This window comes from Pseudomonas sp. 5Vm1k (genome assembly GCF_056161485.1).
Genome location: NZ_JBSPCZ010000016.1, coordinates 43,555 through 63,044, shown reverse-complemented (window position 1 = coordinate 63,044; position 19,490 = coordinate 43,555). Strand labels below are relative to the sequence as shown.

Here is a 19,490-nt window from a genome sequence, read left to right as displayed (position 1 = left end):
TTTGTAGACCCGACATGCTTGAAAGCCCCTGTTTGCGGGGCGTGATTTTATCGTTGATGCAAATCACGTCCATCCACCCCATAGGGTGTACCATCAAGATCTGTCAATCAGATATCAGTTAGCCATGTCCACGCTGAGCGAAGAGAGCCGCCAGATCGTAGCTTCTCTGGCGCACCGTGTTGGTCCCAACGCTGACACCGCAAGGATTGCCGAGGCGATCGTTACCACCTTGCAGGATATGAACGCAGCCCTCACGCCGATCATCGGCCAGCAAGGGGTTGTAGCGCTATATCGCCGCAGTCTTCATCTGTGTACCTCCACTCATCCGCGCCTGGCCGGCACTTTTGGCAGTATTCAGGCCGCGCTGGATCTGATTGCCCTCAAATCCGTACTCGCCGAGCAAAACGAAGTCGATGCGCTGTTTTTCGGTGAAGTGCTGCTGACTACGTTTTACGAGTTGCTGACCACGCTGATCGGGCCCTCGCTCACCGCACGTTTGCTTCGTGGCTGGTGGGAACCTTCCTTGAGCGACACCCCTTCGCAGGAAACTTTGCCATGAGCACCAAAGTGACTATCAACCGTCTGGCCACCGGCGTGCCAGGCCTGGACGAGGTGCTGGGCGGAGGTTTGCCGGAATTTTCGTTCAACCTGATCGCTGGCCCTCCCGGCTGCGGCAAAACCACGCTGGCGCATCAAATGATGTTCGCCCTGGCAACGCCTGAACGCCCGGCGTTGTTCTTTACCGTACTCGGCGAGCCGCCGCTGAAGATGCTGCGTTATCAGCAGCAATTCGACTTTTTCGACAGCGAAGCGATCAACCAGTCGATCCGTTATGTCAACCTGGCCGACGATACGCTAGCCGGGGATCTGGATGAGGTGCTGAGGCGAATCGTCAGCGAGGTGGAGGCTCACTCGCCGTCGCTGGTGTTTGTCGATTCGTTCCGCTCCGTGGTCCTGGCCAGCCAGACCCAGGACAACCCCAACAACAACCTGCCACAGTTCGTTCAGCAACTGGGCATGTTGATGACCACCTGGCAGGCGACGACCTTCCTGATCGGCGAATACTTCACCGAAACCGACACCAACCCGATTTTCACCGTGGCCGACGGCCTGATCTGGCTACGCCAGAGCGTCGAGCGCAACTCGATGGTGCGCAAGATGGAAATCATGAAGATGCGCGGCCAGCCGACATTGCCGGGGCTGCACACCTTCCGCATTGCCACCTCCGGGATCAACGTCTTCGCGCCCGCCCCAATCAACCCGGTTGAAGCACCGCTGGAATTCCCAATCAAACGTTTGAAAATGGGCGTGCCGCAGCTCGACGAAATGCTCGGTGGCGGTCTGCCCCGAGGCTATTCGTTGCTGGTCGCCGGGCCCTCGGGCTCGGGCAAAAGCATTTTGGCGGCAACCTTCCTGGCCGAAGGCGCGCGCAACGGCGAAACCGGTGTAATCGCGGTGTTCGAACAACGGCCCAACCACTCGCAGAACGCCACACTGGCCAGCCTGATCCAGAAAGGTCAGGTAGGCCTGGTGGACAGCCGAGCGCCGGACCTGTCCATCGACGAAATCGTCCAGTTGCTGCTCAGTGAGATCCGCCGACTGAACGCCACCCGGGTGGTGATCGATTCGTTGTCAGGCTTCGAGCTGGCGCTGGCACCTACCTTCCGCGGAGACTTCCGCGAGTCGCTGTCGCGCATGGTCACCGCACTAACCAGCGCCGGGGTCAGTGTGTTGATGACCTCCGAGCTGGAAGACCGCTACACAGACCTGCGTTTCAGTCCCTACGGCACAGCGTTCCTCACCGACGCCATCATCGTCCAGCGCTACATTGAAGTGCAGAGCCGTTTGCTGCGCATCATGGCCGTGGTCAAAGTCCGCGCCAGCGCGCATTCCGATGAATTGCGCCAGTATCACATCGACAATAACGGCCTGCATATCGGCGAGATGTTGCCGGATCAGGAAGGATTACTCGGTGGCCGTCCGACCCGGCGACTCGCCCGCCAGGACAAGGTGTAAGCCAGGATCATGACTGAGGCTAATGGCACGAACGCACAAACGATGGCTACTGCCGCTCGTGAGTTGTTCTTGCTCGGCCAGAAAACCGTAGAAGCGCGCGCGGTGCTGGCGGCGCTTCAAAAGGAATTGAACGACACCAACAATCGGTTGGTGGACGCCCAGCAAATCGAACAACTGGTCGAAGCCAATCAGCAATTGGTGCTGGCGATTCTGCTGGCGCAATCGGACGCAGAAAAACCCCAGCGCTCGAAAGAAGAACAGCGACTGTTCCTGGAGATGCGCGAGGCCAACTCACAGTTGGTGATCGCAGCCCTCAGCGCACAAAACCTGCAAGCCTCGGCAGAACACACGCTGGCGCAGCAACGTAACATCCTCACCCTGGTCGCCCATGAACTGCGCAATCCGCTGACGCCCATCAGCATGATCGCCGGCCGCCTGGTGCGAGTGCCCAGCGACGAGCTGCCGCGCATGCAGGCGCTGATCGAGGGCCAGGTGGCGCACATGTCGCGGCTGGTGGACGATTTGCTCGACGTGTCCCGCGCCAGCACCGGCAAGTTGCGCCTCGATTGCCAGATCGTCGACATGGTGCAGCTCATCCAGGGCGCCATTGATGTGTGCGGCCCGGTGATGAACACCCGACACCTGCACTTCAGTGCCGAACTGCCCTCCTGTGCACTGTCGGTGGACGGCGACCCGGTGCGCCTCACGCAGATCCTCGGCAACCTGCTGGGCAACGCGGCCAAATACACCCCGGCCGAGGGCAATGTCACGCTGTCGGTCACGGCCAAGGATGACATGCTGGAGATGAGCATTCGCGATGACGGCATCGGCATTTCCGCCCAGGCCCTGCCGTTTATCTTCGAGCCGTTTGTGCAGGACGTTCATGCCATCGGCTTTAACGGTGCAGGTCTGGGCATTGGCCTGACCGTGGTCCGCGAACTGGTGGAGGCCCATGGCGGTACCGTCGTCGGCCTGAGCGATGGCGATGGCCTGGGCAGTACCTTTATCGTGACATTGCCGCTGGTGGTTTGAGTTTTTCCGCTGGCCACGCAATGCTTGCGCTTCGATCCCGCCACCTGGAGCGCCCATGCCGCTGCTGACCCTGCCCTGCAAACGTCTGACGCTGGCGGTGCTTGACCCCGAACAGGCGACGCTGGAAAGCGACTTCTACCGACGCAACCAAAGGCATCTGGCCCGCTGGTCACCCATCCGCCCCGTCGACTACCACAGCGCAGAACGCATCCGCCCACGCCTTGAAGTACAAGCCAGCGCTTTTGCCGCCGGCCTGGCGGTGCATTTCGCCTTGCTGGACCCGGACAACGGCCAGATGATCGGCGCGTGCAACTTCAGCGGCATTACGCGCGGGGCGTTCCAGGCCTGCTATCTCGGTTATCACATCGACGAAGCGCATCAGGGCCAGGGCTTGATGCAAGAAGCACTGGAAACCGGAATTCGCTACATGTTCGAGGAACAGCAACTGCACCGAATCATGGCCAACTACATCCCTGGCAATGAACGCAGTGCGCGGTTGCTGGAGCGTCTGGGGTTTGAACGTGAGGGTTACGCCAAGGCCTATCTGAGCATCGCCGGACGCTGGCAGGATCATGTACTGACGTCGTTGATCAACTCGGCGCCGAGTGCCGGGTTCCGCTAAACGCTGGTCGTGTTATTGCGCGACGACCTGTTGCGCAACATCGGGCAACAGGCAGCCTTTGGCCATCCACTGACATTCCCGGGCCCAGTGGTAACCGGTTTCCAGGTTGCCTCGGTCGTCGTAGTAAGTCAGTCGCAGTTGGCTGGCACTCAAATCAAGTTTGGCAAACCCGGCACGCGCGGTGGCAAACGAGGTGTCCTGCGCGCCAGCACCCACGGCGTAGAGTTTCTGGCCGCCGGCCCCCGAAACCACCCAGGCCGGCTCTGCGGCGCGTAACAGCAGCTGCTGATTGTGATCGTGCCCGGCCAGGAACACGTCGACCTTGTTGCGTTGCAGTACGGGCAAGAGCCTGGTGACCAGTTCTGAGTCCTCACCGTGTTCACCATGATTGCGCACAGGGTGATGAGCGGCGGCGATTCTCCACACCGGTTCCGGCCCCGGCTGCTGAAAGGCCCAATCGAGCAGGTCGATCTGCTGTTGAAATGTTTCGCGCGGCGCCGAGGTGTCGAGGAACACCATTCGCACCAAGGGGTGTCCATCGACGCTGCCGAAATCCTTGACGTAGAAATTGCTTGGCATCTGCCAGCGACCCGAGCCCTTGTGCCGCTGGCCATACTCAAGTTCGACCTTTTGCGACAGCGGATAGTCGTGATTGCCCAGCACCGCATAGAACGGCACATGACTTAACCACTGCCCCCAATAGACACGCTCAAATTTCATTTGCCAGCCAAGGTCATGGGTACTGGTCAGCGATTTGCCGTAGAAGTTGTCGCCCAACAACACGACCATATCCAGCCGCCCGTCTTTAGACGCGACCCGCTCCATGGCCTGCCCCACCCGCCACTGCTGCAGATCACCGCTGCCCTGATCACCCAAGGCAATCATCGAAACGACTGAAGGGTCCAGGCCACCCAACGAAACATACGGTGCTGGCGGTGTGAACATCCAGTAACCGACCATCACTGTGGCGATCAGCAGGATGACCACGGCAACACTTGATCTGCGAATGGCTTTTCCAGGAACGACGCGCCTTGCGGCGGGTGATGGAGCTGCGGGGTGTTTCAATCGAGGGCTCACTTGGCATGGCCAACAGGCATAAGGGGGAAACAAGGGTCAACATTTGCCATTAATAGATCACAGCAGTTGTTCACACTTTGTTAAGAATTCGCCCCGTATACTTTTTCCAGCCCGTTTTTTTTTACGGCCCCCTTTCTTCGGTAGCCAGAACCTTATGTCGCGTCCTGCCCCGTTGCTTTTCCTGCTTGGCTGTCTGCTGTTTTTCTTCGCACTTGGCAATCATCAACTGCAAGGTTCTACCGAAGCCCGGGTCGCCGGGATCGCCATGGAAATGCACCTGGATGACGACTGGGTGACGCCTCGCCTGTTTGGCGAACCCTTTCTGGAGAAACCTCCCCTGAGCCTGTGGCTGGATGCCGGAGCCATCCGCGTGTTTGGCGGCACGCCGTGGGCTGTGCGGTTGGCGTCGGCATTTGCCGGGTTGTTCAGCGTGATGGTGTTGTACGGGATGTTGCGGCGATTCGGCCGGCCGAAGGCCGTGGCCTGGACCGCCGGGATCTTGCTGGCAACCATGGCCAGTTACTGGAGCAATGTACGCGGCGTCGGTGAAGACGCCTTGCTCGCCCTTGGCGTGACCATGGCGCTGTTGGCCTTTTTTCAGGGCCTACGGCATTCCACGGCCGGCAATGCGTTGCTGTTCGTCGCGGGGATTGCCATTGCAACCCTGAGCAAAGGCGTTTTGGGCCTGGCGATGCCTGGCGTGGTGATCTTCGCGTTTCTGCTGGCCGAGAGCCTGATGGACAAACGCCTGAAAATCACCGACTGGCTGCGCCCGGGCCTGTTGACGCTGGTGGGGTTGATCCCGCTAATGATCTGGCTTGGCGTGCTGTATCAACGCGGCGGCGCGCATGCCGTGGGCGAAGTCCTGTTGACCAACAGCGTCGGCCGTTTCAGCGGTTCCTTCGTCGAAGCCGGGCATTACGAACCGTTCTACTACTATCTGGCCAAGCTGCCGCAAGCGTTCCTGCCGTGGAATATTCTGGTGTATCTGGGGTTATGGCACTTCCGTAAAAGTCTGATGGCCAATCGTTACTTGCTGTTCTTCAGCCTGTGGATTCTGGCGCAGTTCCTCATGCTGACCCTGGCATCGAGCAAGCGCACGGTGTACCTGATGTCGATGACGCCTGCCGCTGCGGTGATTGCGGCGGAATATGCCCGCGTCCTGTTCGAACGACTGAAAGCCCGCGAAGGTGCCTCGACCCTGATCGGCCGTATCGCCAGGCACCGACAAGGTTTGGCCGCAGATTTACTCGCTGTGGTGATCGCCAGCTACCTGGCTGCCGCGCAATGGGCCATGCCACGGGCCGACGTCGAGCTGTCCTTCCTGCCGTTGACCGAGCAGATTCAGACGCTGCAAGCCAATGGCCAGGAGGTCGCTCTGTTCCAGGCCAATGAACGGGTCGGCGGTGCCACTGTGTTCTATACCCGCCGGGTGCTCAAGGGCTTGGACACCGAGGCGCAGTTGGACGGGTTTCTGAAAGCGTCACCGAGCAATGTGGCAGTGATGTCTGGTGAAAGTGAGCCTGTGGCGCCGTTGAAGGTGCTCAAGGTCATGATGGTGGGAAGGCAGGCTTACTACTTCGTTGGGGAGTGATACCTCGTTATCGTTCTTCGCGGGCAAGCCTCGCGCCTACAGATCCGATGGTCCCCTGTAGGAGCGAGGCTTGCCCGCGAAGGCAATCTCCCAGCACCATAAGCCCCAAACCAGACAACAAAAAACCCGCCAACCTCGATCAGAGGTTGGCGGGTTTTGTCATTCAAGCTCTATGTCAGCCAGCAGTTTGTGCCTGCGCAACCCGTTGAGCCCGCTCATGCCTCTGCAGCACCGGCACTTCCAGCCGCGCCCGCCCGTAAAACGCCAGCGCCGTCAGCAAACACGCCAGCCACACGAAGATCCCGGCCCAGAACGTGTGGGACATGTAGTGCCAACCCTGCAGGACCCGCGTGGTGCCGTAGATGAAACCCAGCAACAACGAACCCCACATCAGCGCTTTCGAAAAGCGCCAGCGATAACGGCGAGCCACGAAGTACAACGCCAGCATGGTGAACCCGCCCGAGGCATGGCCGCCCGGCCAGCAGCGACCGTCGCCGGCTTCCTTGAATAACTGGAAGTTGTTGTACCACTCCACGTGGGCGAGTTTGCCGCCGTAGAGGGTGGTTTCGATCGGGCAATAAACGCTGGTATGAGCCTTGAGGAAATGGATCACGCCGGTGCAAATGGCAAATGCGAACACCACAAACAGAAAATCCCGACGGTGCCCATGGGCAAACCGCAGAACCGGTGCGACCTTGCTGCGCTCCAGAAAGCCACCGAGTCGCGGGTGCTTTTGCGGGTTGACCAACGGCCAGACAAACGACAGCAGCGCGCCGATCAGGGCGATTTCCGCCGTCCAGTTCGGAATGATCCGCGCCCACTTGTGGGTCAGTTTCTCGAAGAAGTGAACCTTGTCGAGCGGGAACGTCTGGCTAACCGGGTCAAACAGCAGATTGCTGAAGGCGATGTCGATTTTTGTCATGTCGAACATCAGGAACACCACGGCCGCACAGGCCAGTGGAATACCGAAGTTCACCCAGTAAAAACGGGAAGGGGAAGCAGTCTGCATTGTCAGTCCTGAACCAAAGAAATTTGAGCCAAAGAAATTATCGGGTCGTCACTGAGCGCCAGTCAGAGGCCTCGATGTAACCGAGAATGGAGGGCGCTTGAGGGGTTTCGGTAGAAACGAACAGCGAAGCACCATAACCCAGCGTGTCTGTCGAAACGTTCATGCTTTTTTCCAGTTCCGTCATGCATTCGCTATGGGTCACCAGGATCAGGTTGCGCCCCGGCACTTTGTGCGCCAGCGCGTCGCGCAGCATAGTGCCCTTGCAACTGATCAACCAGTCTTCACCGACACCCACCGAGTTGAACATATAACCGGCGGTCTGTGCCGTGCGCAGCATCGGGCTGTTATAGATGTCGGCCTTGGCCAGGCCCAGGCGTTCGAAGTGAGAACCGACGGCCACGGCGACGCCGCGCGAACGGTCGGTAATGCCGTCGTTGCCACTCAGGCACGCGGCCTTGGAGTGATCGCAACGCTCGACGTGGCGTACCAGCACGATCATGTCGCCCTTGGCCCAGCCGGACAACAACGCCTTCGCACCAGCGACATTGCCATGGGCCAGGTCCGGCACGGAGGCGGGCGCCAACAGCCAGAGGGTCAAGGGAATGACCAGCAGTGCCGCGGCAATCACGACCGCAGCATTGCGATAACGGGCATTACGGCTCAGATCGATCGAGCGTTTTATCCCGAACAGACTCAGTCTCAATTCCACATCAGGCCGCCTCACCGGCACGTACCACACATCAGGATGCGGCGAGGGTAAAGAGGCAGGCGTCGCCAACAAGTGAAACCCATGTGAAAAAAAGCTTAAGACCTGCCACAAACCTTGTTACAGGATCTGTCCTACAAAAACCTTTCAGCTCTCGGGATTGCTGCCGATACAGGTCTGCAACACACCTTGCTGGCACCTAAAAACAACAATCTTCCAGCCAACTGACGATAAAGAAACACAACGTTCCTGGAGGAATTGTGATGAATAGCTGGTTCGGCAATATCAGCGTTAACCTGAAACTCGGCCTGGGATTCGGCCTGGTCCTGGCACTGACTTGCGTCCTGGCCCTTACGGGCTGGACAAGCCTGGGCGGCTTGATTGACCGCAGCAACTGGATGAGCGACATCACCCAGCTCAACGCCGGCCTGACCAAGCTGCGCGTGGTTCGCCTGCAATACATGCTGACCAACGGCGACGAAACCGCCGCACAGACCGTGCAGACCACCCTCGACAGTTTTGTCGCGCAGCAAACCGCTTTGCTGGGCAGCTTCAAAAACCCTGAAAACGTCAAAATGCTCAAAGAGCAGGCCGCGACCATCGCCGCTTACCAAACGTCCCTGAACAAAATGCGCAGCGCCTACCGCACCGGTAACAGCGCCCGCGACGCCATGGGCGCCAACGCCGAAAACGCCAGCGCGCTGATTAACACCATCAGCACCCGCGTGCAGGACATGCCCCTGAGCGATCAGCGTTTCGAACAGTTCCAGGCCATCACGGCGGCCAAGGAAGCGTTCATGCTGGCCCGCTACGAAGTGCGCGGCTACACCGCCAGCACCAACGCCGAGACCGAGCAAAAAGCCGTCGGCCAATTGGACGCAGCCATTGCCAGCCTGAAGCCGCTGAACGTGCATTTCGCCGATACCCAGCAAGACGCCCTGCGTCAGCTGGACACCGCGCTGACCAACTACCGCAGTGCCTTGCAGGCTTACAAAGCCGCGAACAACGAGGCTGTGCAGGCGCGCAAGGAAATGACCGATCAGGGCACCGCAATCGTTGACCTGAGCGACAAGCTGTATCAATTCCAGATCGACCGTCGTGACATCGAAAGCGCCCAGGCCCGCACCCTGCAGTTGATCAGCACCTTGCTGGCGTTGCTGGTCGGCGTGATCGCTGCCGTGGTCATCACCCGCCAGATCACCGGCCCGCTGCGCGAGACCATGACCGTAGTCGACCGTATCGCCAGCGGCGACCTGACCCAAGACGTCAAAGTTACCCGCCGCGACGAACTCGGTGTATTGCAGCAAGGTATCGGTCGCATGGGCGTGACCCTGCGGGACCTGATCAGCGGCATCCGCGACGGCGTCACCCAGATCGCCAGCGCCGCCGAAGAGTTGTCGGCCGTGACCGAGCAGACCAGCGCCGGGGTCAATAGCCAGAAGATCGAAACCGATCAGGTGGCCACCGCGATGCACGAGATGACCGCCACTGTGCAGGAAGTCGCGCGTAACGCCGAAGAAGCCTCCCAGGCAGCCGCCGCCGCTGACGGCGAAGCCCGCGAAGGCGATAAGGTTGTCAACGAAGCCATCGCCCAGATCGAACGCCTGGCCACCGAAGTGGCGCGTTCTACTGAAGCCATGAGCGTGCTGCAACAGGAAAGCGACAAAATCGGCAGCGTCATGGACGTGATCAAGGCTGTGGCCGAACAGACCAACCTGCTGGCGCTTAACGCCGCGATCGAAGCGGCCCGTGCCGGTGAAGCCGGCCGTGGTTTTGCCGTGGTGGCTGACGAAGTCCGTGGCCTGGCCCAGCGCACGCAGAAATCCACCGAAGAAATCGAAGGCCTGGTGGCCGGCCTGCAGAACGGCACCCAACAAGTGTCGGCGGTGATGAACAACAGCCGCGCCCTGACCGACAGCAGCGTCGCTCTGACGCGCAAGGCTGGCGTCTCCCTGGAAAACATCACCCGCACGGTGTCCAACATCCAGTCGATGAACCAGCAGATCGCCGCTGCCGCCGAAGAGCAAAGTGCCGTGGCCGAAGAGATCAGCCGCAGCATCATCAATGTGCGCGACGTGTCCGAACAGACCGCCGCCGCCAGCGACGAAACCGCGGCGTCCAGCGTTGAACTGGCACGCTTGGGTGGTCAGTTGCAGCAGATGGTTAGCCACTTCCGCGTTTGACATTCACTGTGCGCTGAATGAAAGACCCTTCGCGGGCAAGCCTCGCTCCTACAGGTGTCGTCATCACCCTGTAGGAGCGAGGCTTGCCCGCGAAGGGGCCCTGACAGCCAACATCAAACCCCACGATGCCTCCCCGCCCGACACCCGCTACGCTCGAAGAAAATACCGAGGCGCGTCATGACAAAAAGAATGTCTACCAATAAGCGATTGTTTCTAGGGTTGGCCGTGTTGGTACTGGTTAATGCGGCCGTGCTGGCAGCTGTTGTGCTAAGTAACGTATCGAGCGCCTATGGCCGGCAAATGATCAAAACCACAGAGCCTCTTCTTATTGAAGGGCCCAACGGCGATGAACATGACTACGTGCTGCCCCTCGGAACAACGCTCTATCACGATAAAAGCTTCCCCGAAGGGTTTGACCGTTATCTGATTTATTTAAATCACAAAGGCGCTATCGCACACGAAGAGGTGCCGATGAAACCGGAATACGGTGGCGCTTTTGTTGATCCGCTTTGGCTCTCGAATATCGATGCAGATACCTTGAAGGACATGTTCAAACGCTTCCCCCTGTCTAAGGAAGATGTCGCTGCCGCCATAAAGGCCAATGAAATCACCAAGGACGATTTGGCGGACATCATCCGCTCGATGCCGGAGTGACACCGCCATCGCGAGCAGCAATCGAGGCGCCGTGGCTTCGGTAAATGGCAGCACTTGGCGTACCGGCCCAGGGCGCCGCTGGCAACTCAACCCCAATCAGCGCGTCCCGCGCTGACGCAACGCAGACGGCATGAAATATGCCTCTTCCGGCACCGGCTGGGCGAAGTCCACGGTGGCAGGCTCTTCGTTATCCAGGTTCTGCACGTAGTATCGGCGCGCCTGTAAATCGTGGAATACGTCCAGCGCGCTCCAGGTAGTGGGCAGGTCGTAGAAATTCTTCAGGTACGCCATCGACACCCGCCACAACTCCCCTCGCCCGTCATATTGATCTACCAGTGCGGCGCCCCAACTGTCCTCGTCCAGAAACAGCACGCGCTTGGAATAGATATGCCGCGAGCCCGGCTTGAGTGTGCCTTCGACCACCCAGACCCGATGCAGCTCATAACGGGTGTATTGCGGGTTGAGGTGACCCGGTGTGAGCAACTGCGCGTACTTCACTTCAGGGCTGCCGACTTTGTAGCTGTTGTAGGGAATGTAGATCTCTTGCTTGCCCTTGAGCTTCCAGTCGTAGCGGTCCGGCGAACCGTTGAACAGGTCGGTATCGTCCGCCGTGCGCAGGCCGTCCGAGGAGGCAATCGGTGTGTCATAGGCAAGGTTCGGCGCCCGGCGTACACGGCGTTGACCGGCGTCGTAGACCCAGGCCTGACGCGGGTCCTTGAGTTGGTCCAGGGTCTCGTGGATCAACGCCGCACCGCCGGCCAGCCGGGCCGGGCTCTTCACGAATGCCAGGTAGTAGAACAGGATGTTTTTCAGGTCGGCAAACTGCCCGCCGGGGCGGTAATAGTTGAACAGCCCCTCCTGCTGCGAAGTCACCAGCGCAAAGCTGCCGTTACGCTGTACCGGCGCTTCAGAGGCGCGACGCACCACATAGATCCCGCGATAACGGGTGATGTGGTTCCACAGCGCCTCGATCCCGTCCTTGGGCACCGGAAACGGCACACCGCCGTAGGCGTCGGCAAACCCGGTGCCACCGTCGAGCAGCTTGGCCGAGGTGGCATTTTTGAAGGTGTTGTCGTACAGCCACTGCGGCGCCGAGCCCGAGCGACGACTGACATACACCGGCATCTGGAAGGTGTCAGGGTAGCTGTTGAAGAGCGCGATCTGGCCCGGGCTAAGTTGCGCCTTGTATTGCTCAAGGTTGGCTTTGGTGATGGTGAACAGCGGCTTATCCGCCGCATACGGGTCCAAGTGATGTTGGCCAGGCGTATACCCCTTGGGCGCCAGGGTGATGCCGCCGTCCCACGCCGGAATGGTCCCGGCCGCGTTGCCGGCGCGCTCGGCCCCCAGCGGCGTCAACGTGGTTTTCAGTTGTTGGGCCTGCTGGGGCGTGATGGCGGCCAGCGCATTGCCGGCGGCGAGACCAAGAACCAGCGCCAGCGAGATTTTGGTCAGTCGTGAAGTATGAAACATGATCATTCTCCGAAATAGAAGCCGAAGTTAGGGAATGCGGTCTGCGCAACACAGCAGATCCACTGTGGGAGCGAGCTTGCTCGCGATAGCGGTGGGTCAGACGACATCTATGTTGGATGTGCTGCCCTCATCGCGAGCAAGCTCGCTCCCACAAGGGCAGCACTTGCACAGGGGTTGTTCTGGGCAATCAAAGGAAGTACTTGATGTTGAAGCCGACGTTGTCACGGTCGCGCAGACCGTTGTCCTGCCCACCGCCGTAGAAATTGGTGTATTGCAGTTCGGCCTCCAGCTTGTTCTGGTAGTTGGCCTTGACGCCCAGGGTGTAGGCCTTGCGGCCCTCGATGGTGTTGCCTGCCTGATAGCTGTTGCCCTTGAAGTCATCCTTGTAGACGACATAGGGCGAGACATTGACCCCGGCAAATACGTCGTTCCAGGTGCCATTGAACATCGCGGTGTAGCTGTAGGAATTGCGGTTGACCTGATCGCCGCGATCGCCGCCGGACACATAGGAAAAGTTACCGGTGCCGGCGTAATAACGGGTGCTGCCGTCATAGGCGGTGTATTGCAAGCTGCTGCCGCGCAGATGTTCGGACGCCAGTTCGAACACGCCGAACATCGAGTCGAACGACAGGCTCGGGCCAAAGTTGTAGATGGTGCCCAGGGACGTATTGAACGCTTCCACCCGCTCGGCGTTGTTGATCTGGCTGTCGAGCGTGACGCTCTGCCCGCCGATGTTGATGGTCTTGCCGGCCGCCGCCGCAGCAGCGCCGTTGGCCAGGTCGCCAATCAGATCGTTGGTGGCCGCGACCCCGATGGGCAGGTTCGGCCGATAGGCCACTTCACCAAACACCGAGGCCTGTCCCAGGGTGGTGTTGAAGCTGAAACCGTACATGCGGATGTCTTCGGCGTAACGACGATGCGCCTGAATATTGCCCAGCACATCTGCGGTCGCCAGGCCGTTGGCCAATTGCCCCGCCTGACTGCCGGCGACACCGGTCAACAGATTGGTCAAGGAGGCCATGTCGATACCCTTGTAACCGCCCAGGTCAGCGGAGATGGTCGGTTCCTTGGCGTGGTAATTGACCATGTACAGCCCGAACTCGGTGCTGTTGAGTTGTTCTGCGATGTAGCGAAAGGCGAAGCCGAACTGGCCGTCGTTACGTGCGTTGTAATCCTTGCCGACCGAGGCCACTTTGAGGGTGTTGCCGAAGGCCGGGGTCACCCCGTTGGCGTACAGGCCGGTGGTGCCGAGCGCCTGTTTGAGTAACGGGTTGTTGCCCAGCGCGCTGTATAGACCGATCACGTTGCCGAAGCCGGGCACCGGGGTGTCCAGCGCGGTGCCGGTGAAGTTGTTGTAAGCGGTGTTGCCGCCGTCGGCGAACAGGTCCGTCTGCGAGTAGAACGTGCCGACCGGATCGATGCGTGTTTCTTTCCAGTTCATCTGGTAGAAGCTTTCCATGGTCAGGGTGTCGGTCAAGCCGATGTTGAAGCTGAGCGCTTCCACCGGCACCAGCACTTCCTTGACCTCCGCCCCGGGCAATCGGTACTTGGCCGCGTCCACCGGGTTGGTGGTGTTGATCCCGCCACGGTAGAAAATCCCCTCGCCCCAGTTGAACACCTGGCGCCCGAGGCGAGCAGTGACCGGCATCTGTGCGACGTCCCAGCTCCCATGGACGTAGGCGTCGAGCATCTCCACCCGACTACCGGCAATGTCGCGGGTCTGGCCGGTAAAGTGGTCGTCTTGCGGGTAACTCTGGCTCGGTTGCGACGGGCTGTTGTTGCGGTAGTAATCGTTGCGCTTGTCCATCAACTGGGTGTCATAGAACGCGGTGCCGCGCATGAACAGTCCGTAGTTCTGATAGTTGGCCTCAAGCTCCGAAGTGATTTTGTACACCTCGGAAACCAGCCCGGTATCGAAGTTGCGATTGCCGTCGTTGGTGTTGACGTCGTCGTTGTTCTTGTCCCGACCCTGAACCCGCCACAAGCGGCCATAAGACAAGGTGCTGTCAAACGAACCGGTGACCTGTTTGTCCAGCACGCTGAACTCCACGGCCTGCACTCCGTCGACCACGCACAGTTGCAGCAGCCCGGCCAGGCCGACTCCCGGTAGCGCCGCGCCAGAGAGGCGCAATCGAATCCTCATGGTCTGTTTCTCCTTCCTTATTTTTTTGTTTTTGTATCCGGACGACGTTGTCGCGATGCCTATGGCGCCAAGCCTGCACTGACATAAATTCGGCTGTGCGCGCCGAAATGCCCCAGCAGCTTGAACAGCTGCTGATTCAAAGCGCGATGGTCATAGTCTTCACGCTGCACCTGATTGCCGGTGCTGAAATCGTTGGTGATCGGTGCCGTCTCCAGCCACTGTCCGATGGCGTCGTCGAACGCTGCGGACTCGTCGGCGGACTCGGCACTCACCACATCGCGCAGGTAATCCACCGAATACGCGGGGTAACGGGCGTCTTGTGCGAGATAGACGTACGCCTCGAGCATCGGATGTGCCCGACCGGCGCGCAGCAGGCGACGAAGCCAGGTCGACTGATATTTCTCCACTTCCATGTGGCGGGTGGCGACCCGTTCGATGGCTGCATGTTTGTCCGCGTCGAATCCGGCAAGCGCTTTGCCTTCGATCAGCAGCAGAGCGGCCAGCTCGACGCCGGGCAGCGGTTTGGCGTGATAAGGCTGGGTCAGGTCCTGGATGTGGTGCAGGCCCCAACCAAGAAATCGATAACCCCAGTAGGGATGACCACTGGCAAACGCCAGGCGCGCCAAACCCATGTACTGGTAAGCGCGCCAGTCTGGCCAACTGCGCTGAAGAAATCCGGCGGCGGCATACACCACCGCGCTTTCATGGAAGAAGCCCATGTGGAACGGCGCCTGGGAGCTGTACTGAAACCGCGCATCACCGAAAGGCTGCGGGCCGAAGCCGTACAGCGCGCCGACCTCGCCGGGGTTGTCGCTGAACAGGTTGATGTCGTGGCCGTAGTCGGGCTCGTCGGCGGCGCTGGCGAGCACGGCCAGGGGCGCTACTTTTTCGCCGTCGACCACGCGGATGAACCGCTGGCGATTCCACGGCGAGAGGGTCTGCTCGACCATCACCTGCTCGGCCTTGAGGTGTTCACGCTCGGGCACATCCTTGCCCGGCAGCGGCTGGATGACCATGGCCAGATGAATCAGGGGATTGATCCGCAACGCGGTGAGGAAATCGTGCCGCAGATTGTCCCCAGGCTTGGCTGGCAGTTGCAGGTTGTCGGGACGTGGCGGGTACTGGGCAAAGTGCTGACGGGCGAAGCGTTCCTGCTCTTCCAGCAGCGCGGTCACGGCTACGTATTGTTGCGCGAGAAATTGCTCCAGTGGCTCGACTTCGACCTGAGGTGCTTCGCGCAAGGCCGGCAAATCCTGCAAGGCCAGGTAGCTGCCTACCGTATGGTTGGACCAACCCCAGGCCGTCGGGACCGCTCCACACAGCAACAGCAGGAGAAATGTCAGCTTCATTGCTTTGGTTCTTATTGGATGTGCAGTGGGGTTGAGCCTAACAACCGACCCCGGCCCTGACACTGTCCAATCTCACCAGAAAAGTTCTCCGATAGCGCCACGCCGCGATGGCGTCCTCGTGTGCTCACCCACGGTTTTAACGACACCCGTAGGAGCTGCCGAAGGCTGCGATCTTTTGATTTTGGCGATATCGAAGATCAAAAGATCGCAGCCTTCGGCAGCTCCTACAGGGATTGAGTCGTACGCAAAAGGGCTGCGTCGTGTGCGAAGCAAGCGTCAGGCCGGGTAACCGGTGATCTTGCGAATGCTTTGGTACAACGGTTTAAGCTGCCGGTACATGCGCAGATAGACCTCTTTGTACAGTCGCTCATAGACCTGCTGCGCCTCGGGCTGCGGCATGAAGACCGCGCCGACCCGGGTCATGGCCGCTATCGCCGTGGAAAAATCGGCGTGCAACCCAAGCCCGACCGCGCAACAAATGGCCGCCCCCAGACCGGAGGCTTCGTAGACATGCGGACGCTCCGCCGGCAGGCCGAAAATGTCCGCCGTGAGCTGCATCGCGGCATCACTCTGAGAGCCACCGCCAGCGACTCGCAAGCGCTTGATCGAAACCTTCGAACGCTTCTCGATGCTCTCCATGCCCTGACGCAAGGCATACGCCAAACCTTCAAGGATCGCTCGATAGATATGCGCGCGGGTATGCACGTCGCCGAAGCCGATCATCGCGCCCTTGGCTTCCACACCCGGCTCTCGAATGCCGGGCGACCAGTAGGGTTGCAGCATCAGGCCCATGGAACCCGCAGGCACCGCATTGACCAGCGCATCAAACAATTGCTCAGGTTCAACGCCCTGCGCTTTGGCCTGCTGCATTTCCCGCAGCCCGAACTCGTTCTTGAACCAGCTGACCATCCAGTAGCCGCGATAAATCATCACCTCGCAGTTGTATTGATCCGGCACCGCAGACGGGTAAGGCGGAATCAACGGGACGATTTCCAGGTAGCGTGAGCGGGTGCTGGTGATCGTCGCCGTAGTGCCGTAGGACAGGCACACCGTATCCGCGTCGACCACGCCGGAACCCAATACTTCACAGGCCTTGTCGGCACCGGCGGCGATCAGCGGCAGGCCCTCGGGAATGCCGGTGTGGCGGCTGGCCTCGGCGCTGATGTGGCCCAGGGTTTCACCGGGTTTGTGCAGCGTGGGCAATTGCTCGGGACGCACCGCCAGCGCCTGCCATTTCCAGTCGCCGGGAGCAGCCCAGCGCAGGCGTTTGAAGTCGAACGGCAGGTAGCCGACGCAACAACCCACCGAGTCGACAAAGCGCCCGCACAGACGATGGGTGAGAAACCCCGAGAGCAGCAAAAACTTGTCGGTCGCTGCCCACACTTCAGGCTGATGGCGCGCGATCCAGTTGGCCTCGGCCTGGGCGCGAAAATAATCCACGGTGGCTTGCGCCCCCACCAGTTTGAACAGCCAGCCCCACGGCCCCTTGATCTGGCCTTCGACTTCGGCCTGGCGCTGATCGAGCCACAGGATCGCCGGGCGCAGCGGCTTGCCTTGCGCATCAACGTTAATCACGGTACCGCGCTGAGTAGTCAGGGACACGCCGGCAATCTGTGAACGGTCGATGCCGGTTTGCTGCCATAACTGCTGGCAGGCCTCCCCCAGTTTCGCCCAGTAATATTCCGGGTCCTGCTCGGCCCAGCCAGGTTGTGTCGAGTAATAGGCCTGCAGCTCGACCTTGCCTTTGCCCAGCAGATTGCCTTGCAGGTCGAAGAGCAGCGCACGCACGCTCTGGGTTCCATTGTCGATGGCCAGCAGGTAACGCTTGTTCGGGTGGTTATCCATGGAGCTCTCTTCAATGGGCATGGGCATGCGCTTATCTTGAATCTTGAAAACACGCTAGAAACTTGTAGCAGCTGTCGAGCGGAGCGAGGCAGCGTTCGACTGCGAAGCAGTCGTGAATTCGTGATTGCGAGGACTTCGTCCTCGGACGCAGCCTCGTTTCACTCGACAGCTGCTACGGCGGCTACGGCGGCTACACAGCGAGAACTATGGCAACCCATGATGGCGCTGCCACAACGCCCGATAACGTTGCAGCTCCTGTTGCCAATACTCATCGTCCCAGCCCAGTCGTGGCTGGCAGAGTCGGCGTATGGCCGGCCAATAATCCTCGGCGCCACGAGGCAGCAATAGGCCCAGACGAGTGCGACGCAGCAGCAGGTCATCCAGATGCAGGACCATTTCCGTGTCACAGGCGAAGGCCAGTTCCGCCCACAAGGTGTCAGTGGCGCCGACGCGGTCATGGCCCAACTCTGCGATCAGTTGCGCCAGCCTAGGCAAGTCACGGCCATGCCTCCCGGCCAAACGACGCCATTGGCTGCCACTGAGCCCCGCAATCGCCAGCGGCGGCACGACGGCAAACACCGGTGCGCCGTCGTCACTCAAGGGGCGCCCGAGCATTGCCGCGCAGGCCTTGAGCACTTCGATGGCCTGCGGGCGAAAGGTGGTCAGCTTGCCGCCGGCCAGGGTCACGCAGCCGGGCTCCTGCCACAGCACATGTTCACGGGTTTCATTGGACGGCTTGCCCTGGTGCTCACCCGCAGCGCGGCCCACCACCGGACGCACGCCTGACCAGGTCGATAGCACATCAGCGGCAACCACATCGGCCTCAGGGAACTGCTGGGCGCACGCGGCCAGCAGATAGTCGAGTTCTTCGGCGCTGATGCTCGCGCTCTGGTCCAGATCCTCTTGATGATCGAGGTCCGTGGTGCCGACCACCGTGGCGCCTTCCCAGGGGAAAACAAACACCGGTCGACGGTCGCGCTCGTGCAGGAAGGTGAAGGCCTGCGCCACCGGCAAACGCCAGCCCGGCAGCAACAAATGACTGCCACGCAAGGGGCGCAATTGGCGCGGAGCATCGGACGGCCGCAAGCGTTCAGCCCAGGCGCCGGTGGCCACGGCCAAAACGCGACAACGCAATGGCAGTGACGAACCACCTTCGCAGTCGTCGACCTGAACCCCGCAAACGCGCCCCTCCTCACGCAGCAATTGCTGCACACGCATCCCGTTGAACACCACCGCGCCATCGGCCCGGGCTTCACCCAAAACACGCATCACCAGGCGAGCATCATCGGTCAGTGCGTCGACAAAACAGGTGCCGCCCAGCAGGTCATTTTGCTTCACCCCCGGCGCGAGATAACCCAGTTGCTGCGCGTCGTGGAAGCGATGATTGCGTCTCCCGGCCAAGGCGTCATAGACGCTCAACAAACCGCCCAGTACTCGCGGGCCGGGAAAGCCACCGCGGTAGTGCGGCATCAAGAAACTCATCGGCTCCACCAGCCCCGGCGCTTCATCGAGCAGGCGCTGGCGTTCGCGGACTGAATCGCGGGTCAGGCGCCATTGGCCCTTGGCGATGTAACGCAAGCCGCCATGGACCATTTTCGAAGAACGACTGGACGTGCCCCAGGCAAAATCACGCTGTTCCAGCAGCAGGCAACGCCAGCCACGCCGTGCCGCTTCGCGCAGGATGCCGGCGCCGCTGATGCCGCCGCCGATGACGATCAGGTCCCAGGTTTCATCCGCCAGCGTCGGCAGAACGTGCTGTCGCCATGTCGCGTTCCAGTCGGGGCTCATGG

The 19,490-nt window shown here is 60.4% G+C and carries 15 protein-coding genes and 1 pseudogene; 8 read left to right on the top strand and 8 right to left on the bottom strand.

Translation table 11 applies throughout. The features are described 5' to 3' along the window. Positions 1 to 124 precede the first annotated feature (124 nt). From ACWIKB_RS26000 to rimJ, 4 genes are read left to right on the top strand one after another with little or no spacing between them, the layout of a single operon-like run. Positions 125 to 559 carry a hypothetical protein gene (locus ACWIKB_RS26000; protein WP_475270360.1) on the top strand — a complete coding sequence of 145 codons (435 nt, stop codon included), beginning with the start codon at positions 125 to 127 and terminating at the stop codon, positions 557 to 559. Further along, on the top strand, positions 556 to 2,016 hold the full coding sequence (locus ACWIKB_RS25995) for an ATPase domain-containing protein (RefSeq protein WP_475270359.1): 1,461 nt from the start codon (positions 556 to 558) through the stop codon (positions 2,014 to 2,016). Before ACWIKB_RS26000 ends, ACWIKB_RS25995 begins: the two co-directional genes overlap by 4 nt. Positions 2,017 to 2,025: 9 nt before the next feature. Next, positions 2,026 to 3,048: a sensor histidine kinase gene (locus tag ACWIKB_RS25990; RefSeq protein ID WP_475270358.1), complete on the top strand. Its 1,023-nt coding sequence runs from the start codon at positions 2,026 to 2,028 to the stop codon at positions 3,046 to 3,048. A gap of 55 nt (positions 3,049 to 3,103) precedes the next feature. Then, a complete protein-coding gene (rimJ, locus tag ACWIKB_RS25985) occupies positions 3,104 to 3,670 on the top strand; it encodes a ribosomal protein S5-alanine N-acetyltransferase (RefSeq protein ID WP_475270357.1) in 567 nt (188 codons plus the stop codon). A gap of 12 nt (positions 3,671 to 3,682) precedes the next feature. Here rimJ and ACWIKB_RS25980 read toward each other — a convergent pair whose 3' ends face one another. Continuing rightward, the gene (locus ACWIKB_RS25980) at positions 3,683 to 4,657 is read right to left on the bottom strand and encodes a metallophosphoesterase (protein ID WP_475270356.1); all 975 of its coding nucleotides are present in this window, start codon (positions 4,655 to 4,657) and stop codon (positions 3,683 to 3,685) included. Positions 4,658 to 4,901: 244 nt separating this feature from the next. Here ACWIKB_RS25980 and ACWIKB_RS25975 point away from each other — a divergent pair, with 244 nt between their 5' ends. Next, complete coding sequence (locus ACWIKB_RS25975) at positions 4,902 to 6,341, top strand: ArnT family glycosyltransferase (RefSeq protein WP_475270354.1); 1,440 nt, start codon at positions 4,902 to 4,904, stop codon at positions 6,339 to 6,341. A gap of 175 nt (positions 6,342 to 6,516) precedes the next feature. Here the strand turns inward: ACWIKB_RS25975 and ACWIKB_RS25970 are convergent, their stop codons facing one another. Together ACWIKB_RS25970 and pmrG are read right to left on the bottom strand one after the other, a co-directional pair. Then, the gene (locus tag ACWIKB_RS25970; RefSeq protein ID WP_475270353.1) at positions 6,517 to 7,350 is read right to left on the bottom strand and encodes a phosphatase PAP2 family protein; all 834 of its coding nucleotides are present in this window, start codon (positions 7,348 to 7,350) and stop codon (positions 6,517 to 6,519) included. Positions 7,351 to 7,387: 37 nt separating this feature from the next. Beyond that, positions 7,388 to 8,059 (bottom strand): lipopolysaccharide core heptose(II)-phosphate phosphatase PmrG, encoded by a 672-nt coding sequence (gene pmrG, locus ACWIKB_RS25965; protein ID WP_475270352.1) that lies wholly within the window; start codon positions 8,057 to 8,059, stop codon positions 7,388 to 7,390. Positions 8,060 to 8,319: 260 nt separating this feature from the next. Here pmrG and ACWIKB_RS25960 point away from each other — a divergent pair. The 3 genes and pseudogenes from ACWIKB_RS25960 to ACWIKB_RS25950 all read left to right on the top strand — a co-directional run. Then, positions 8,320 to 9,333, top strand: a pseudogene (locus ACWIKB_RS25960) (methyl-accepting chemotaxis protein); the annotation flags it as partial. Positions 9,334 to 9,375: 42 nt separating this feature from the next. Beyond that, on the top strand, positions 9,376 to 10,239 hold the full coding sequence (locus tag ACWIKB_RS25955; protein WP_475270434.1) for a methyl-accepting chemotaxis protein: 864 nt from the start codon (positions 9,376 to 9,378) through the stop codon (positions 10,237 to 10,239). A 189-nt stretch (positions 10,240 to 10,428) separates the two neighbouring features. Further along, entirely contained in the window at positions 10,429 to 10,893 is a 465-nt protein-coding gene (locus ACWIKB_RS25950) for a hypothetical protein (RefSeq protein ID WP_475270351.1), read from the top strand. A gap of 96 nt (positions 10,894 to 10,989) precedes the next feature. Here the strand turns inward: ACWIKB_RS25950 and ACWIKB_RS25945 are convergent, their stop codons facing one another. The 5 genes from ACWIKB_RS25945 to ACWIKB_RS25925 form a co-directional block, all read right to left on the bottom strand. Beyond that, positions 10,990 to 12,363 carry a DUF1329 domain-containing protein gene (locus tag ACWIKB_RS25945; RefSeq protein ID WP_475270350.1) on the bottom strand — a complete coding sequence of 458 codons (1,374 nt, stop codon included), beginning with the start codon at positions 12,361 to 12,363 and terminating at the stop codon, positions 10,990 to 10,992. A 187-nt stretch (positions 12,364 to 12,550) separates the two neighbouring features. Continuing rightward, complete coding sequence (locus ACWIKB_RS25940) at positions 12,551 to 14,506, bottom strand: DUF1302 domain-containing protein (RefSeq protein WP_475270349.1); 1,956 nt, start codon at positions 14,504 to 14,506, stop codon at positions 12,551 to 12,553. Between the two features lie 59 nt (positions 14,507 to 14,565). Continuing rightward, positions 14,566 to 15,855, bottom strand: coding sequence for a phospholipase (locus tag ACWIKB_RS25935; RefSeq protein ID WP_475270348.1), 1,290 nt, complete (start codon positions 15,853 to 15,855; stop codon positions 14,566 to 14,568). 276 nt (positions 15,856 to 16,131) lie between these two features. After that, a complete protein-coding gene (locus tag ACWIKB_RS25930) occupies positions 16,132 to 17,700 on the bottom strand; it encodes an FGGY-family carbohydrate kinase (RefSeq protein ID WP_475270433.1) in 1,569 nt (522 codons plus the stop codon). A gap of 204 nt (positions 17,701 to 17,904) precedes the next feature. After that, positions 17,905 to 19,488, bottom strand: a complete 1,584-nt coding sequence (locus tag ACWIKB_RS25925) for a glycerol-3-phosphate dehydrogenase/oxidase (protein WP_475270347.1) — start codon at positions 19,486 to 19,488, stop codon at positions 17,905 to 17,907. Positions 19,489 to 19,490 lie beyond the last annotated feature (2 nt).

Coding starts and splice junctions, on each gene's coding strand:
- ACWIKB_RS26000 (WP_475270360.1), top strand. CDS start 125: ATGTCCACGCTGAGCGAAGAGAGCCGCCAGATCGTAGCTTCTCTGGCG.
- ACWIKB_RS25995 (WP_475270359.1), top strand. CDS start 556: ATGAGCACCAAAGTGACTATCAACCGTCTGGCCACCGGCGTGCCAGGC.
- ACWIKB_RS25990 (WP_475270358.1), top strand. CDS start 2,026: ATGACTGAGGCTAATGGCACGAACGCACAAACGATGGCTACTGCCGCT.
- rimJ (WP_475270357.1), top strand. CDS start 3,104: ATGCCGCTGCTGACCCTGCCCTGCAAACGTCTGACGCTGGCGGTGCTT.
- ACWIKB_RS25975 (WP_475270354.1), top strand. CDS start 4,902: ATGTCGCGTCCTGCCCCGTTGCTTTTCCTGCTTGGCTGTCTGCTGTTT.
- ACWIKB_RS25970 (WP_475270353.1), bottom strand. CDS start 7,350: ATGCAGACTGCTTCCCCTTCCCGTTTTTACTGGGTGAACTTCGGTATT.
- ACWIKB_RS25955 (WP_475270434.1), top strand. CDS start 9,376: ATGGGCGTGACCCTGCGGGACCTGATCAGCGGCATCCGCGACGGCGTC.
- ACWIKB_RS25950 (WP_475270351.1), top strand. CDS start 10,429: ATGTCTACCAATAAGCGATTGTTTCTAGGGTTGGCCGTGTTGGTACTG.
- ACWIKB_RS25945 (WP_475270350.1), bottom strand. CDS start 12,363: ATGTTTCATACTTCACGACTGACCAAAATCTCGCTGGCGCTGGTTCTT.
- ACWIKB_RS25940 (WP_475270349.1), bottom strand. CDS start 14,506: ATGAGGATTCGATTGCGCCTCTCTGGCGCGGCGCTACCGGGAGTCGGC.
- ACWIKB_RS25935 (WP_475270348.1), bottom strand. CDS start 15,855: ATGAAGCTGACATTTCTCCTGCTGTTGCTGTGTGGAGCGGTCCCGACG.
- ACWIKB_RS25930 (WP_475270433.1), bottom strand. CDS start 17,700: ATGGATAACCACCCGAACAAGCGTTACCTGCTGGCCATCGACAATGGA.
- ACWIKB_RS25925 (WP_475270347.1), bottom strand. CDS start 19,488: ATGAGCCCCGACTGGAACGCGACATGGCGACAGCACGTTCTGCCGACG.